The sequence below is a fragment of the Micromonospora violae genome (genome assembly GCF_004217135.1).
In the GTDB taxonomy this organism is placed as follows: Bacteria; Actinomycetota; Actinomycetes; order Mycobacteriales; family Micromonosporaceae; genus Micromonospora; species Micromonospora violae.
Window position 1 is genome coordinate 1,247,698 of record NZ_SHKK01000001.1, and the last position, 14,425, is coordinate 1,262,122.

General features: G+C 70.2%; 14 protein-coding genes and 1 pseudogene. 7 read left to right on the top strand and 8 right to left on the bottom strand.

Features of this window, described 5'->3' with window-relative positions; all coding sequences use genetic code 11:
- Positions 1 to 14: 14 nt before the first annotated feature.
- From EV382_RS05455 to EV382_RS05470, 4 genes are all read right to left on the bottom strand, one after another.
- Positions 15 to 902, bottom strand: a complete 888-nt coding sequence (locus EV382_RS05455; RefSeq protein ID WP_130400512.1) for an oxygenase MpaB family protein — start codon at positions 900 to 902, stop codon at positions 15 to 17.
- Positions 899 to 1,087 (bottom strand): hypothetical protein, encoded by a 189-nt coding sequence (locus EV382_RS05460; RefSeq protein WP_130400513.1) that lies wholly within the window; start codon positions 1,085 to 1,087, stop codon positions 899 to 901. Before EV382_RS05460 ends, EV382_RS05455 begins: the two co-directional genes overlap by 4 nt.
- Before the next feature lie 80 nt (positions 1,088 to 1,167).
- Entirely contained in the window at positions 1,168 to 1,608 is a 441-nt protein-coding gene (locus EV382_RS05465) for a hypothetical protein (RefSeq protein WP_130400514.1), read from the bottom strand.
- Positions 1,609 to 2,022: 414 nt separating this feature from the next.
- Entirely contained in the window at positions 2,023 to 3,069 is a 1,047-nt protein-coding gene (locus EV382_RS05470) for an SMP-30/gluconolactonase/LRE family protein (RefSeq protein WP_130400515.1), read from the bottom strand.
- A 307-nt stretch (positions 3,070 to 3,376) separates the two neighbouring features.
- Here EV382_RS05470 and EV382_RS05475 point away from each other — a divergent pair.
- The 3 genes and pseudogenes from EV382_RS05475 to EV382_RS05485 all read left to right on the top strand — a co-directional run.
- Positions 3,377 to 3,850, top strand: a pseudogene (locus EV382_RS05475) (aminotransferase class I/II-fold pyridoxal phosphate-dependent enzyme); the annotation flags it as partial.
- A 152-nt stretch (positions 3,851 to 4,002) separates the two neighbouring features.
- Positions 4,003 to 4,518 carry a SigE family RNA polymerase sigma factor gene (locus EV382_RS05480; protein ID WP_130400516.1) on the top strand — a complete coding sequence of 172 codons (516 nt, stop codon included), beginning with the start codon at positions 4,003 to 4,005 and terminating at the stop codon, positions 4,516 to 4,518.
- Entirely contained in the window at positions 4,515 to 5,684 is a 1,170-nt protein-coding gene (locus EV382_RS05485; RefSeq protein ID WP_130400517.1) for a hypothetical protein, read from the top strand. The genes EV382_RS05480 and EV382_RS05485 overlap by 4 nt, the downstream gene beginning before the upstream one ends.
- Before the next feature lie 199 nt (positions 5,685 to 5,883).
- Here the strand turns inward: EV382_RS05485 and EV382_RS05490 are convergent, their stop codons facing one another.
- The 3 genes from EV382_RS05490 to EV382_RS05500 all read right to left on the bottom strand — a co-directional run bounded on the left by EV382_RS05490 (position 5,884) and on the right by EV382_RS05500 (position 8,361).
- The gene (locus EV382_RS05490) at positions 5,884 to 6,279 is read right to left on the bottom strand and encodes a hypothetical protein (RefSeq protein WP_130400518.1); all 396 of its coding nucleotides are present in this window, start codon (positions 6,277 to 6,279) and stop codon (positions 5,884 to 5,886) included.
- Between the two features lie 141 nt (positions 6,280 to 6,420).
- A complete protein-coding gene (locus EV382_RS05495) occupies positions 6,421 to 7,296 on the bottom strand; it encodes an alpha/beta fold hydrolase (protein WP_208758318.1) in 876 nt (291 codons plus the stop codon).
- A 9-nt stretch (positions 7,297 to 7,305) separates the two neighbouring features.
- Complete coding sequence (locus EV382_RS05500) at positions 7,306 to 8,361, bottom strand: hypothetical protein (protein WP_244236553.1); 1,056 nt, start codon at positions 8,359 to 8,361, stop codon at positions 7,306 to 7,308.
- 329 nt (positions 8,362 to 8,690) lie between these two features.
- On the opposite strand from EV382_RS05500, the gene EV382_RS05505 reads away from it, so the two are divergent.
- The 3 genes from EV382_RS05505 (at position 8,691) to EV382_RS05520 (ending at position 10,395) form a co-directional block, all read left to right on the top strand.
- On the top strand, positions 8,691 to 9,221 hold the full coding sequence (locus EV382_RS05505) for a matrixin family metalloprotease (RefSeq protein ID WP_130400519.1): 531 nt from the start codon (positions 8,691 to 8,693) through the stop codon (positions 9,219 to 9,221).
- A 72-nt stretch (positions 9,222 to 9,293) separates the two neighbouring features.
- Positions 9,294 to 9,887, top strand: a complete 594-nt coding sequence (locus tag EV382_RS32600) for a hypothetical protein (protein WP_165435720.1) — start codon at positions 9,294 to 9,296, stop codon at positions 9,885 to 9,887.
- A 49-nt stretch (positions 9,888 to 9,936) separates the two neighbouring features.
- Positions 9,937 to 10,395, top strand: a complete 459-nt coding sequence (locus EV382_RS05520) for a hypothetical protein (protein WP_130400522.1) — start codon at positions 9,937 to 9,939, stop codon at positions 10,393 to 10,395.
- 83 nt (positions 10,396 to 10,478) lie between these two features.
- Here the strand turns inward: EV382_RS05520 and EV382_RS05525 are convergent, their stop codons facing one another.
- A complete protein-coding gene (locus EV382_RS05525) occupies positions 10,479 to 10,952 on the bottom strand; it encodes a hypothetical protein (protein WP_130400523.1) in 474 nt (157 codons plus the stop codon).
- Between the two features lie 457 nt (positions 10,953 to 11,409).
- Here EV382_RS05525 and EV382_RS05530 point away from each other — a divergent pair, with 457 nt between their 5' ends.
- Positions 11,410 to 14,409 carry a glycoside hydrolase family 95 protein gene (locus EV382_RS05530; RefSeq protein ID WP_130400524.1) on the top strand — a complete coding sequence of 1,000 codons (3,000 nt, stop codon included), beginning with the start codon at positions 11,410 to 11,412 and terminating at the stop codon, positions 14,407 to 14,409.
- Positions 14,410 to 14,425 lie beyond the last annotated feature (16 nt).

Below are 14,425 nucleotides of genomic sequence, written 5' to 3' on the forward strand. Positions count from 1 at the left end.
CTGCCGTCGGCGTCCTACCAGCCGTCGTGCGATCCGTCGTCGCAGCGCTGACCTGCGAGGTGGTGCGGGCCGAGCTGGCTGATCTCGTACCCGTCGGGGTAGCTCTTGGCCGTGATCCCGTCGGCGAACAACGGCGTCGTCCGGGGCGCTCCGAACCACCGCTGCAACCGCGAGCGCGTCTTCAAGGCCAGGTGCAACCCTGCCCGGATCGGCCAGGCTGGCGTGTCGACTCGCGTTGCGCGCCGCAGCGGCGCGTCGTACAGGGCGCTGACCAGTGCGTTTCCCAGTGGCGCGAGGGTTCGGGGGATTCGCGTGAGCATCAGCATGCGGGTGGCCCGTTCGATGGTCGCCGCGTCGTCGTTGGGCTGTAGGTGAGCCGCGTCGCGGGCGGTGAACCAGGTCTCGAACTCGTCGAACGACCCGGGGATGTCGGTGATGCCCATCCGTCGGCCGAGCTCGCGGTAGAACAGGTAGGTGGCGTGGCGTTCGTGGCAGCAGGGTGGGCGCCAGCCGTAGGCCTGCAACCAGCGGGTGGGGATCACGACCAGGCAGCCGAGGACGTAGCGGAAGTCGTCGTTGCTGATGTCGTAGGGGCGGTGGATCTGGTTGACGCGCCGCAGCGCGTCGCGGCCGCGGGGCTGGTCGAAGCCGTTGAGCACCATCTCGTACATCAGCAGGCCGGTGTCGTCGATCCGCTTCTGGGTGCGTTCGGTCAGCTCGCCGGTGGCGGTGTGCACAGCGGCGATGGCGGGGATGGAGAAGGACCGGTTGAAGGCGAGGTTGAGCCCGAGCTTCATGTCCCACGGAAACTCGTAGCGCAGCATGGTCTGGTAGATGTCCAGGTAGTCGCGCACCGGGTCGAGATCGCGGGTGCGGGTCAGGTTGTCGTAGCGGCCTCTCATCGGCGGGCGTCTCCAGTGCGCTGATGGGGGGTGGTGGTTTCCTGCGTCGCGGCGACGGTCTGCGCCCCCACCGGCAGCGCGACCTCAAGCTCGGCAACGATCTGCTCGCAGCGCCTGCGTAGTCGGTGCAACCTCACGTCAGCGTTCTCCTGCTCGTCGGTGTACTGCCACCGAAGGATCTGCATGGCTATCCGCGTTCGGCCGGCTCGGTGCTCGGGCCAGCGCCGGCGCCCGCAGCCACGGCTCGCAGTCGGGCCACCATCTGCTAGATGAGCCGGGTGTCCGTGGCGGAGAGTCCGTTGTCGGTCAACACCTGGCGCAGCGCCACCTGCTTGACATCCATCCGGCGCAGCTCGTTGAGCAGCGCGATCTGGTCCTCTATTCGTCGTGCTGCCGCATCGTCGACGAAGTAGCCCGAGTTGACCCCGAAGGCGGCGGCCAGGGCGCGGACGTGTGAGGTACGGGGGTCGCTGGCCACGCCGCGGCGCAACTCTCCGATGTAAGCGGCGCTGATCGTCACGCCCGTCTCCGTCGCCACTTCGTTGATTTTGTCGGCGATCTCTCTGTTGGTGTATCTGCGCCCCGACTCGTCGGCGTCGCTGAGTTCGTCGGGCGTCGGGCGGATGTTGTCGAAGAGGTACTCCAGCCTCGCGGCCAACGTGTCGAGGGGCGGCAGCTCCGGTTCTGCGTACCGATCGTCAACCATGATTCCTCACCCTTCAGTGGCCTAAACGGCAGTGTCGCAGACCGCCGGCATGGCGACACAGATGTTGACACGCGCACGGAACGTGAGCCTATGCTCGCTCCTGTTTGGAGCGGCGTGCGTTGAGTGCGAACTCGGTCGGCTCAACACCTGTTGCGTGCCGGACGAGGTGTGCGGTCCGGTCGGCCAAACCCGGGGAGCCATCGGTGGGAGGGGTTAGCTCCGCGAGGAGCACAACGGAGGGCTCCTCCCACGGCATGGCTGGCGCGTCGGGTCGGCGGCGGCGGACCGCCCCCATCCGGCAGCCGCTTGTTGGTGGGGGGTCGCTGGGCCGCTGCGGCAGAGGACGTCGTCTGCCAGCGGCCCAGCGACAGTGGCGCCTGGCGTCACCCCGGTCGGCGGGTTCCTCGGCGTTGATCAGTACGGGTAGCCGGGGACGTTGAGGCGCACGCTGTACAGGCCGGAGTCGCCCCACCTGCCCGACGTGATGAAGAGGGTCTGCCGGTCGGGGCCGCCGAACGCGACGTTGGTCGTGCCGGTGGTGCCCGGCCGGATCGTGCCGAGCGGGGTGCCGGCGGGGGAGTACACGTGGACCAGGGCGTCCGAGCCGGACGTCCAGTACACGTTGCCGGCGCAGTCGATCGTGCCGCCGTCCGGACCGCCGATGTAGTTCACGAAAACGGTGCGGGCGCCGGTGCTGCCGTCCGGCTGGACCTCGTACTTGTAGATCTTGTTTTCGGAGTAGGCGCCCACGTACAGCGCGGTCCCGTCCGGCGAGAGCGAGATGCCGTTGGGTTGGCGCAGCCGGTCGTCCACCAGCGACACCTGACCGCCGGAGACGCGGAAGACGCTGGTGCGCCCGTTCATCTGGTCCGGGCGGTTGCCGCGCTGGAAGTTCGGGTCGGTGAAGTAGACGACGCCGTCCGAGCGGACCGCGACATCGTTCGGCGAGTTGAACGCCCGACCCTGGTAGTTCGCGGCGACGGTGCTGCGGGCCCGGTCGCTCAGCCGGTACGCGGACACGCTGCGCTGGTCGTGGGTGGCAGCGATGAGCTGCTGGGCGTCGGCGCTGAGCGCGAGGCCGTTACTGCCGGAGTTGGCGATGAACGTGTCGAAGGACGCTGGCGGCGTCAATCGGCGGATCGTCGACGGCTGGACGTTGTACGGCCCGGTGCCGGCGGCCATGTCGGACATCAGCAGGTAGCCGCCGTCGGCGATCCAGACCGGCCCTTCGAGGAACGTGAACCCGCCCTGGATCCGAGGGGCCGTCACGGTGCTGGCCGGCAGCGGTGGGCCGTAACCGACCCCCGTCGGGCAGACCCCGGGCGGTGCGCCGGGCGGGCCGGCGAACGGGGCGTGAGCGCTGACCTGCGCAGCGTCGGCGGCAGCACCCGCGGGCAGTGTGGTGGCGGTGACCGCGAGGCACAGACCGGCCAGGGCGGCGATGGTGGGACGCCAGGTCATCGATACTCCAATCGGCGTCGAGGATGGCGATGGCCGGCGTGCAAGGTCGGGAGCTGGCACGGCGTGAGGGCGGGCCGTCGATGTGGCTGTTCGGCAGCCTAGGTCACGAACTACCGGCTCGCAGCGGTTTTTCGCCGTTGATTTCGGAATAGCATGCAAAGATGCTGGTCAATGCAATAACGTGCCGAAGAATTGTTCCGGTCAAACCACAGTGGATGGACGGACGGTGGCCCAGGGCGTCGGGCCGGGACGCAGCGCCTTAGGCTCGGGCCATGAGTGGCCTGTTCAGTGGTGCCCGAACCGCCTGTCACTGATGTCCGCCTCCAAGGGGTGGAACCTGGCCGGCCTGCGTGGCAGCCTGCTCGTCGCCGGTCCGGCCGCTGCCGGGGACCTCGCCCGCGTCCCGATCGGGGTCAGCGTCAGCACCAGCCACCTCGGCGTGATCGCCCACACCGCGGCCTTCCGCGACGGTGGCGAGTGGCTCGACGCCCTGGTGGCCGGCCTGGACGACAACCGCCGGCTCCTCGCCGCGCTGCTCGCCGAACACCTGCCGGCCGTCCGCTACCAACCCGGTCAGGCCACCTGTCTCGCCTGGCTCGACTGCGGTGCCCTGGGCCTCGGCGACGACCCGGCCGCCGTGCCCCTCGAACGTGGTCGGGTGGCGCTCAACTCCGGACTGACGTTCGGCACCGGCGGCGGCGGGCACGTCCGACTCAACCTGGCCACCGCACCCGAGCTCATCACCGAGGCGGTACGCCGGATGGCCAGCGCCGTCGGCTGAGACCGGCACCGGTGTCGGTCGGTGGCGCCACGGTGTGCCTGCTCGCCGGCCCGGTCGCGCCGGCCGGGTGGTCCGGCTTCCGACAGTTCTTCGACGGGGACGCAACCTGATGGTCGTCCGGTCCCGTCGAGCCTGCGGAGGAGGGAGCCTCAATGGTGGATGCCGAGGGTGAGTTCGTGGAGTACGTCTCCGCGCGACTGCCGAGCCTGCATCGGACCGCGTTCCTGATGTGCGGTGACGCCCATCTGGCCGACGACGTGGTGCAGCAGACGGTCACGGCGCTCTATGTGAACTGGGGCCGGGTCAGCCGGGCCGACAACGTCGACGCGTACGTACATCGGATGCTGGTGCACAAGCTCGTCGATGAGAAGCGGTTGAGCTGGGCGAAGGTTCGGCTGCTGGGGTCGGTGCCGGAGCCGGAGCGCTCGCCGGTGACGCCGCACGACGACCTGGCCGAGCGGGACAGCCTGCTCGCGGCGCTCGCCCGCCTTCCGCGCGGCCAGCGCACAGTGCTGGTCCTGCGGTTCCTGTGTGACCTGTCGCTGGCCGACACGGCCGCCGCGATGGGCTGCTCCGAAGGCAATGTGAAAGCGCAGACGGCCCGGGCGTTGGCAGCCGTCCGCCAGGTGCTCGACGTCGCCGAGATGTCAGTGAGGAGTCCGAGATGACCACCATGGACGAGCAGCGGATCGCGGAGCTGCTGCGGTCGGCGCCCGTACCGGAGCCGCGCGTCGACCTGAGCCGGGCGGTCCGCGACGGCCGGCGCCGCCGCCAGCGTCGCCGAGTCGGCGGGATCGCCGCGCTGACGGTGCTGGCCGGGGTTGGTGTCGTAGGCGCCGTCCAGGTCGGCGGGACCGCCAGCCCGCCGGCTCCCACCACGCCGGCTCTCGCGGTGTCACCGGCGGAGACCGGGCCCGCCGCGCAGCGCCCCACGGTCACCTGCCAGGCGTCATGGCTGCGGCAGCCGGTCGGCGGACCGGTCGCGGTGGCCAACGGAGTCGATCCCACCGGACGGCACATCGTCGGCGACATCGGCACCGGGCAGGAGGACGGACGGGTCGTGCTGTGGACCGACGGTCGGCCGGCCGTCCTGCCGGCGACCGCGCGGCACGCCGCCGCGGTCAACGCCAGTGGCCATGTGGTCGGCACCAATGGCGACGGCACCGGCTGGCTGTACCGGGATGGGAAGCTGCGTTTCCTGGCCACCCCGCCCGGCTACGACGCGGTGCTCGCGCACGCCATCAACGGTCGGGGCGACATCGTCGGCACGGCCCGCAGGTCCGACGACTCGCACCAGGCTGTGCTGTGGTCGACCGACAACCCACAGAAGTACCGACTGGTTGGCGAGCGGGGGTCGTCCGCGACCGGGATCACCGAGGACGGCACGATCGTCGGCACCGTTGGCGATCGGCCCTACCGGTGGACCCCGCAGGGCGTCGGGGCGGCGCTGGCGGTGCCCGACGGCTACCCGCGCGCGTCCGTCGAATCGGCACAGGGCGAATGGGCGATCGGCATGGTTCCCGGCGACGAGCAGGGCGGCGCCGTGCGGATGCTGCCGGTGCGGTGGAATCTCGCCACCGGGGCGGTGAGCCTGTTGCCCTTCCCCGGGGCGAGCGGCATCGCCGGCACCGGTGAGGTGCTGGTCGGCGACGGTGCGCCGCTGATCGTGGCCCCGGACGGCACCTCCCGCCGGTTGCCGGGCCGACCCGAGGTCCGAGCGACCGAGGCGGGCACGTACACGGCCGAGGGGATCAGCGACGACGGTCTGACGGTGGTCGGGGCCGTCTACGAGAACCAGGCGTATCGGCCGCTGGTGTGGCGGTGCACGCGCTGAGCCGCCAACATCGTCGGTGGCTTCCTGCTCGCCGTGGCGGTGCTGCGGCTGCTGCCGCGTGTCGGCGACGACCTGGGTCGCCTCGCCGGTCGGGCCGCCCCGATCGCGTGGGTGGTCGGCCTCGTGGCGCTGGTGACCGGCGATCGTCGTCGGTGTTCAGGGGCTGTTCACCCCGGACGGCTGACCGCGAGTCACCGGGTCACGTGGTGGACGGTCGCGGCGCCCAGGTGCCCACTGCGCTGGCGATCAGGAGTATCACCGCTGGTAGGAACGCGACACCGATGCCCAGCCCGAGCAGCAGACCCCATCCGGTGAGGACGAGCGCGGCCACCAGATCGGCGACCAGAGTCAGCCGACCGGCCCGTTGCGCGAGAACGGGTAGCAGCGCCGCGGCGACGGGAACGCCGAGCAGATAGCTGGCCGCTGTGCCCGAGTCGTCCACGGTGAACGGCGTCAGCGAGGCGGCCACCGGCACGGTGATCGCCAGGGCCGACCAGCGGAACACCGGCCGGGTGTCGGTCGGTCGACGAACCAGGACCACGAGACCGACGAGCAGGACGCCTACGATCGCGCCGACTGTCGCCACACCGATCATCACGTCCTCCTCGACCGCCGCACGTGGTGTTTCATCGAAGACAGCGGATCGTCGCCTCCGCATCTCACCATACGGCTGGTCGGGTCACCTGCACGAGCGCCGAGCGACAGGTGGGTCCGAGGCCGGTTTAGCCCGCAGACGTCAGCCGGCGTCCAGCACCTCCCGTAGTCGCGCGGCGAACTCCTCGGGCTTGCCCGCGTAGCCGAACTCACCGCCGAGGAACCCGCCGTGGTGGCTCGGGAACACCACGGCCTCCTGGCCGAGCAACGCCGCGAGGCCCAGGGCGGTGCGGGCGGTGTACGTGCCGGCCGACTCCTCGCCGACGGCGACCACGATCCGGGTGGGCGCGGCGGTGAGCAGCCTCGCGTCCGGGCGGTAGTCGGTGATCGCCCAGGAGTTCTTCGACAGCAGCGGATCGTCGCGGCTGCCGTCGTCGTCGGCGGCCATGCCGAACATCGCCGGGTCGGGGGTGGGCTGGGCGAAGTAGGCGTCGGTGAACTCGCCCTGCCAGGACGTCATCGCGATGAACGCGGCCATCCCGGCACCGGAGCCCTTCGCCTGGTACGCCTCGTAGAAGCCGGCTCGGGCACGCTCGGCGGCCGTGGCGTCGGGGAGCACGGCGTTGATCGGCGGTTCGTGCGCCACCAGGGTGGCGACGTCGCCGGGGTGACTGGCGACCAGTTCGAGCGCGGTCACCGCACCGCCGCTGCTCGCGAACACGTCGACCGGACCGACGTCGAGCGCCTCGACGAGCGCGTGCAGGTCGTCGGCCTGCTGCTGCGGCGTGTGGTCGGCCCGATCGTCCTTGCGGACGCTGCGGCCCAGACCACGCGGATCGTAGGTGAGGACCGTGCGGTCGGTGAAGTGCGGAGCGAGCGCTCCGAAGCCCTCCGCCGTCATCGGTTGGCCGATCATGAGCAGCGCACGATGGGCGCCAGCGGGCGGCAGCGGGCCGCGGACGTCGTAGACCAGGTCGACGCCGGGTATGACCAGGGTGTGCGTCTGGATGTCCGTCATTCGATGAGACTACGACCGGCTTGCGACGTCGGGGTGCTTCCCGGCCGGCGTGCCCGCCGGGTTCTCGGAGATCACCGTGCCGGTGCGGAGCGCGTCGTCGATGATGGCGGGCATCCGCCGGGCCACTCCGGCGAGGAGATCCGCGACCTGGACGCGCGGGTCGTCGCGGGAGTCGACCACCACCAGACCGGCCAGGGGTGACACCCCGTTCGGCAGCCCGCCGACCCGGCTGACGTCGGCCGCCGACGCGGTGCCGTTGTCGGCCAGCACCCGCTGGAGGCGGGTCAGGCGGTCGGCCGTCAGCGCGCTCTGCTCGTCGTGGGTCACCAGCACCTGCCGCCGGCCGCCGCTCCACGACAGCACCGTCTCGGCCAGTGCCGGCAGCAGCGGCTCCAGTGGGGGAGGGACCGCGCGGTCGTCGGTGTCGAGCCGGGCCACCACGGCCCGCACGTGGCTCGGGTCGAGCCCGTCGAGGACGGCGTCGGCCGCCGCGCCGACCCCGTGTCGCCGCAGCGCGTCCCGGGCCTGGAAGAACCGGTGCACCGTCTGGTCGACCGGAAGCCGCCGCTTCATCCGGACGAGATCGACGAACGCCGACAGGAAGGCGGTCCAGTCGCTGCCGGCCGCCCGTCCCGCCTCGTGCAGGGCGAGAGCGGCCGGCTGGAGTTCGGGAGCAAGTCGGGTGCCGGCCGCGTACGACGGCTCGGTCAGCAGGAAGTCCACGATTCGGGTGACGAGGAAGAACTCCTTGTCGATGAGGTGGACGTGTGCGCGGCCAGTCAACGCCGCCAGGAACCACTCCAGCGCGTCCTTCGCGCCTGAGCTGCGCAGGAACCGCCCGGACTTGAGCTCGTGCGGTGCGAACCGGAACCCGGACCGCAGGGCGGTGATGAGCGCGACCGCCTCGTCGCGGACGAGGTCTACGCTCGCGTGCGTGATCACCGGTGCGGTCGAGTGCAGCAGGTTCGTACCGGAGAATCCCGACTCGTCGCAGGCGATCTCCACGACGGCCCCGACCACCATCGCGGCGCCCGGCGGTAGGCCACCTTGAAGCGGCGATCTCACCGCCGCGCCCCTGCCATGCCGACCATGGTCACCTGTGTGCCGGCGGAGAACAAGCCGATTGTGTACGGGAGCTGCTGCCCGCGCTGTGCGGCAGGTCGGGCCCGCCGATGGAGGCATTGACCAAAGGCTATTTACAGATATGCTGACGGCACGCCGGCGACGCACCACCTGGGAACGGCAGAGCAACTGCCGTCCGGCATCCCGGTGGTGACCTTCCTACCAGCACCGCGCTACTCGCAAGACGGCTCAACGGGGGAGCTGACTGCGTGCCGTGTGTCGCACGCCCAAGCGCCTCCATCCGGTTCGGAGCTCACGATGAGGAGACGCTTGTGCCATTTCGTCGAACTTCCGCCAAACGCTCATCGATAGTCGCGGCGGCACTGGCCGTGGCGCTCGCCGCGGTGCAGGCGGTGCCGGCTCCGGCGCTCGCCCACTGGAACGGCACGGGCCAACTCATCGCGTACATCGGCATCTACCCGTACAGCTACAACAGCACCTGGATGACCCCGCTCAATCGGGCGCTGTCCAACTGGAACGCGACCGCCAGTCCCGCGTCCTTCTACAAGGACACCCTGTCCGGCTCCACCTTGACGGTCACGAACTACAGCGACACCTGGTACGGCTACTACCAGGCGTGCGGGTCCAGCTGCATGTACGTGCGCGTCAACTCCCGGACGATCAACCGGGACGCCAGCAACTTCAGCAATTTCGTGACGAGTGTGGTGGTGCACGAGCTGGGTCATGCGCTGAACCTCGCGCACAACAGCCTGTCCGCATCGATCATGAATCACAGCCGCAATCGGAACTCGATGACCACTCCGCAGGCCCACGACATCGCGGACGTCAACGCCTACTACTAGGCGGACGGCCGGCCGACACGATGCGCACCGGGACCAGCACCCAGGATTCATCGACTTGGACAGGAGTTTCGCATGAGGCCGCACCTGCTCGTCCGCGCCGCTGGCGCACTGTTGCTGGTGGCAGCAGCCGCCGCCTGTTCCGCCGACACTGACCGCTCCGACGCACACGCCCCGCAGAACGTTCTCTACCGCGCCGACTACCCCTCCTACACCAGCGACGACCAGCTCTTCGAGCGGGCGAGCCTCGTCGTGCAGGGCCGTGTCGAGCCCGCCAGCAAGGTCGTACGCCTGGTGCAGGCCGCACCTCAGGGGCAGGCGCTGCCCGCGCCGGTGGAGGCGGAGCGTCGCGAGGGAATGGTCGTCACCGTCCGCACGGTCACGGTCTCCCGCGTCTTCAAGGGTGACGTCAAGCCGGGGGACGTCGTGCAGGTCAAGCAGTTGGGCGGCAAACTGGACGGAGTCACCTACAGCGAGGAACACGGCGTTCCACTACTGGACAACGGTCAGTACACGCTCTTCCTGGAGACGTACCCGGACCAGCCGGCGTCGCTGCTCAACCCGGTGCAGGGGCAGTACCTGGTCGACGCGGGTAACGGCCTGCGCTCGCTGCCGGGAAATGAGATCACCACCTCGGTCAACCGGCTTGATACGTTGGCCGACAAGTAGCGGGTACGCGAATTCGCACGGGACAGCTCATCGGCGAAGGGGGTCAGCGGTGTCCGGCCTACGCTCCAGCTGGCCCCTCCTCTGCGCGGTGATCGGCGGCACTCTCGTCGTCGCCGCCTGCGGGCCGGGCGACGCCGAGGTTGCCTACTGGAGCAACGGCGCGGGGCAGAGCGAGGCCGTCGAGTCGTACGCGGGGTCCGAGCACTGTGACTGGCAGGACCTGACCTTTCTGCACATCGCCTGGCCGTTGCCGGGTCAGACCGGCCCGGCGGCGAACCGGCAGTACGTCCGGGACCCCGCGGGACGGCTCGCCGCGGAGGTCCGCGCCACCTACGCCCCGCGCGCCGAGTTGCCGGCGGACGCCCGCACCACCGATTACACCGGCCCGGACGGGCAGCAACTGTGGTTGGCGCCGAGCGACTCCGACAACCTGGCGTACGTGGTCTACCCGGATTCCCAGCGGGTGGAGGCCTGGCCTCGCACGACGCAGACACTGGGTTGCGACTGACGGGTCCCGACCGACGAGGAGCCCTGACCGGTGAAACAGCGGGTCAGGGCTCCTCTGTGTCGGGCGTGGCCCGCCCCGGCGGCTCAATGGTCGCGGCAGCCGACCTGGTCGCCGATCTCGGTGGGAATGCCGAACGGGGTGCATTCGAGTGCGCTGCCCTCGCCCAGCTTCTGCCACCTGCCGTCCGAGTGCTTGAAGACCAGCACACCGTCGCCCTGCGTCTGAGGGTCGACGGCGATCACGCCGGCGGTGGCCCACTGCCTCGCGCACTTGATGTGGTCCGGGTCGATCCGGTGGGTGCTGCTGTCCAACCCCGAGGCGCGTTGCAGGGTGGCTGCGCTCACCGGGCAGGCGGTCCTGGTGGTGTCGGGTGCCGCGCTGCCGCTCGGCGACGCGGCGACAGGGGTGGACGGCTGGGCCGACGGGGTGGGTGCGGCGCTGGCCGGTGGCGCGCTGCTCGCCGCCCCGGCTGTGGGGGCGGGGGAGGGGGTGGTGCACGCGGTCAGGCCGGCCAGCGCGGCGACGGGCAGCAGGGTGCGGAGCGCGGTCAGGTTCATGGTTCCTCCGGTGGCGTAGCAATCGGGATTTCCGACTACACGCCCTTGGGTCCCCCGGGGTTGCGCTGACCTTCAGCGGGTCCAGGTCGGAACGTGCGACACACCCGGGTCGGCTGCTCGCCCCCGTACATCTGATGTATGTCCGGCTGGGTGGGTCGTCGCCGGGACCGTTCGGGCGAATCGCCGCGCGGTGCCGCGCCGGTCCGCTGCTCCTCACCCGCCCATGCGTTCCGCTGACCGGCGAGAGCGGCGCAGTGTCCACCCATTGATCGACCGTTGCCTATTCTGTGGCCCCGGAGTAACCTTCCCGAAACACATCAGATGTCTGGCTCTGCAGTGGCCCGGCGTCGGTCTGTTCAGGCAGGGTCCCGGTTGGCCCCACCAAGCGGATCCCCGTGTCGAGTCGCATAGTTGTCACGCTTCGGGGTGGCCGGACTGGTCACCGTTTGGAGGATCGATGTCAGACCTGACCCGACGGCAAGCCCTCAAGATCGGCGCAGCCGGCGCGGGTGGCGCTCTCCTGCCGGTGCCCTGGACCGCCGTGGCCCAGGCGGACTCGGTGGCACCGCCGCAGGTGTTGGCCGCCGGGGATCTCGCGCTGTGGTACGACGAAGGGGCCGGCACCGACTGGCTGCGGGCGCTACCGATCGGCAACGGCCGCCTCGGTGCCATGGTCTTCGGCAACGTCGACACCGAGCGGCTTCAGCTCAACGAGGACACCGTCTGGGCTGGTGGGCCCCACGACCCCAGCAACCCCAGAGGCGCCGGCGCGCTCGCCGAGATCCGGCGGCTGGTCAACGCGAACCAGTGGACCCAGGCCCAGGATCTGATCAACCAGACCATGATGGGCAACCCCGGCGGCCAGCTGGCCTACCAGACCGTCGGCAACCTCCGGCTCGCCTTCGGGTCCGCCAGCGGGGCGTCCCAGCACAACCGGACGCTCGACCTCACCACCGCCACCGTCACGACGACGTACGTGCTGAACGGGGTTCGGCACCAGCGGGAGGTGTTCGCCAGCGCGCCGGACCAGGTCATCGTGATCCGGCTGACCGCCGACCGCAGCAACGCGATCAGCTTCACCGCCACCTTCGACAGCCCGCAGCGCACCACGGTGTCCAGCCCGGACGGCACCACGATCGGCCTCGACGGGGTCTCCGGGAACCAGGAGGGCGTCACCGGCCAGGTCCGCTTCCTCGCCCTGGCCAACGCGACCATCAGCGGCGGCAGCGTGTCCAGCTCCGGCGGCACCCTGCGGGTGACCAACGCCAACAGCGTGACCCTGCTGGTCTCCATCGGCTCCAGTTACGTCAACTACCGCAACGTCGGCGGCGACTACCAGGGCATCGCCCGGCAGCGCCTCACCGCCGCCCGGTCCAGCAGCTTCGACCAGCTGCGCAGCCGGCACGTGGCCGACTACCAGGCGCTGTTCGGGCGCGTCACTCTCGACCTGGGCCGCACCTCCGCGGCCGACCAGACGACAGACGTCCGGATCGCCCAGCACAACAGCGTCAACGACCCGCAGTTCTCGGCGCTGCTGTTCCAGTTCGGCCGGTACCTGCTGATCTCGTCCTCGCGGCCCGGCACCCAGCCGGCGAACCTCCAGGGCATCTGGAACGACTCGCTGGCCCCCTCCTGGGACTCGAAGTACACGATCAACGCCAACCTGCCGATGAACTACTGGCCGGCCAACACCACCAACCTGGCCGAGTGCCACAGCCCGGTGTTCGACATGGTCCGGGACCTCGCCGTCAGCGGGGCGCGGACAGCCCAGGTGCAGTACGGTGCCGCCAGCGGCTGGGTCACCCACCACAACACCGACGCGTGGCGGGCCACCGCGGTGGTCGACGGCGCGTTCTGGGGCATGTGGCAGACCGGCGGCGCCTGGTTGTCGACGTTGATCTGGGACCACTACCTGTTCAACGGCGACATCGAGTTCCTGCGGACGAACTACCCGGCCATGAAGGGCGCGGCGCAGTTCTTCCTCAACACCCTGGTGACCGAGCCGACCCTCGGTTACCTGGTGACCAACCCGTCGAACTCGCCGGAGCTCAGCCACCACTCGAACGCCAGCGTGTGCGCCGGCCCCACGATGGACAACCAGATCCTGCGGGACCTGTTCGACGCGTGCGCTCGCGCGAGCGAGATCCTCGACGTGGACAGCACCTTCCGGGCACAGGTTCGCGCCACCCGGGACCGGCTCGCGCCCATGAAGATCGGCTCCCGCGGCAACATCATGGAGTGGCTCTACGACTGGGTGGAGACCGAGCCCAACCACCGGCACATCTCGCACCTGTACGGGCTGGCACCCAGCAACCAGATCACCAAGCGCGGCACCCCGCAGTTGTTCGAGGCCGCCCGACGGACCCTGGCGCTGCGCGGCGACGACGGGACGGGCTGGTCGCTGGCCTGGAAAATCAACTTCTGGGCTCGGATGGAGGAGGGCAAGCGGGCCCACGACCTGATCCGCTACCTCGCCACCACCGCGCGGCTCGCGCCCAACATGTTCGACCTGCACCCGCCGTTCCAGATCGACGGCAACTTCGGCGCCACCGCCGGTATCGCCGAGATGCTGTTGCAGAGCCACATCGGTGAGCTGCACGTCCTTCCCGCGCTGCCGCCGGCCTGGCCGAGCGGGCGGGTGACCGGCCTGCGCGGTCGAGGCGGGTACACGGTCGGCATCACGTGGGCGAGTGGGCAGGCCACCGAGATCCTCGTCCGGGCGGACCGGGCCGGCACCGCGCGTCTGCGCTCCCGGATCCTGAGCGGCACCGTCACGGTCGTCGACACCGCCGACGGTACGACGCCCCGGACCACCCGGATCGACTCCGACCTGATCGACGTCACCGTGCAGGCCGGACGCACCTACCGGGTCACCAGCTCCGGGCCCACCACACCCACCCTGGAGCAGAGCTTCAGCAACGTCGGTATCACCAACGACAACAACACCAACGTCGGAAACTTCGACGGCGGCGGGGCGACGCTCTCCGCGCAGGCGCTGGCCCAGGCCGGCGCCAGCCCGGGCGGCACGATCAGCCGCAACGGGGTCACCTTCCGCTGGCCCAACGTCAGCTCCGGGTCCCCCGACAACGCCGTCGCCTCGGGCCAGTCCATCGGCGTGACCGGCACCGGCAGCACGCTCGGCTTCCTCCTGACCGGCACCTACGGCGCGGTGTCCGGGACCGGCACGGTGGTCTACGCCGACGGCACCCGCCAGACGTTCACGCTGAGCTCGCCCGACTGGTACGGCGGGCCGCACTCCGGGGGGACCGCGGCCATCGTGTCCGCGTACCAGAACCGGCCCAACAACGTCCGCCAGAACACCGCCGCGTGCATCTACTACGTGGGTGTCGGGTTGCAGAACAAGGCGGTGGCCTCGGTGGTGCTGCCCAACATCAGCGCCCGACCGGCGACGAACGTGCCGACCATGCACATCTTCGCCATCGCGATCGGCGGCTGACGACACGGGTTTCCGC

Excerpts from the sequence above, each read along its gene's own strand:
- EV382_RS05455 (WP_130400512.1), bottom strand. The coding sequence starts at position 902 with ATGAGAGGCCGCTACGACAACCTGACCCGCACCCGCGATCTCGACCCG.
- EV382_RS05460 (WP_130400513.1), bottom strand. The coding sequence starts at position 1,087 with ATGCAGATCCTTCGGTGGCAGTACACCGACGAGCAGGAGAACGCTGAC.
- EV382_RS05465 (WP_130400514.1), bottom strand. The coding sequence starts at position 1,608 with ATGGTTGACGATCGGTACGCAGAACCGGAGCTGCCGCCCCTCGACACG.
- EV382_RS05470 (WP_130400515.1), bottom strand. The coding sequence starts at position 3,069 with ATGACCTGGCGTCCCACCATCGCCGCCCTGGCCGGTCTGTGCCTCGCG.
- EV382_RS05480 (WP_130400516.1), top strand. The coding sequence starts at position 4,003 with ATGGTGGATGCCGAGGGTGAGTTCGTGGAGTACGTCTCCGCGCGACTG.
- EV382_RS05485 (WP_130400517.1), top strand. The coding sequence starts at position 4,515 with ATGACCACCATGGACGAGCAGCGGATCGCGGAGCTGCTGCGGTCGGCG.
- EV382_RS05490 (WP_130400518.1), bottom strand. The coding sequence starts at position 6,279 with ATGATCGGTGTGGCGACAGTCGGCGCGATCGTAGGCGTCCTGCTCGTC.
- EV382_RS05495 (WP_208758318.1), bottom strand. The coding sequence starts at position 7,296 with ATGACGGACATCCAGACGCACACCCTGGTCATACCCGGCGTCGACCTG.
- EV382_RS32600 (WP_165435720.1), top strand. The coding sequence starts at position 9,294 with ATGAGGCCGCACCTGCTCGTCCGCGCCGCTGGCGCACTGTTGCTGGTG.
- EV382_RS05525 (WP_130400523.1), bottom strand. The coding sequence starts at position 10,952 with ATGAACCTGACCGCGCTCCGCACCCTGCTGCCCGTCGCCGCGCTGGCC.
- EV382_RS05530 (WP_130400524.1), top strand. The coding sequence starts at position 11,410 with ATGTCAGACCTGACCCGACGGCAAGCCCTCAAGATCGGCGCAGCCGGC.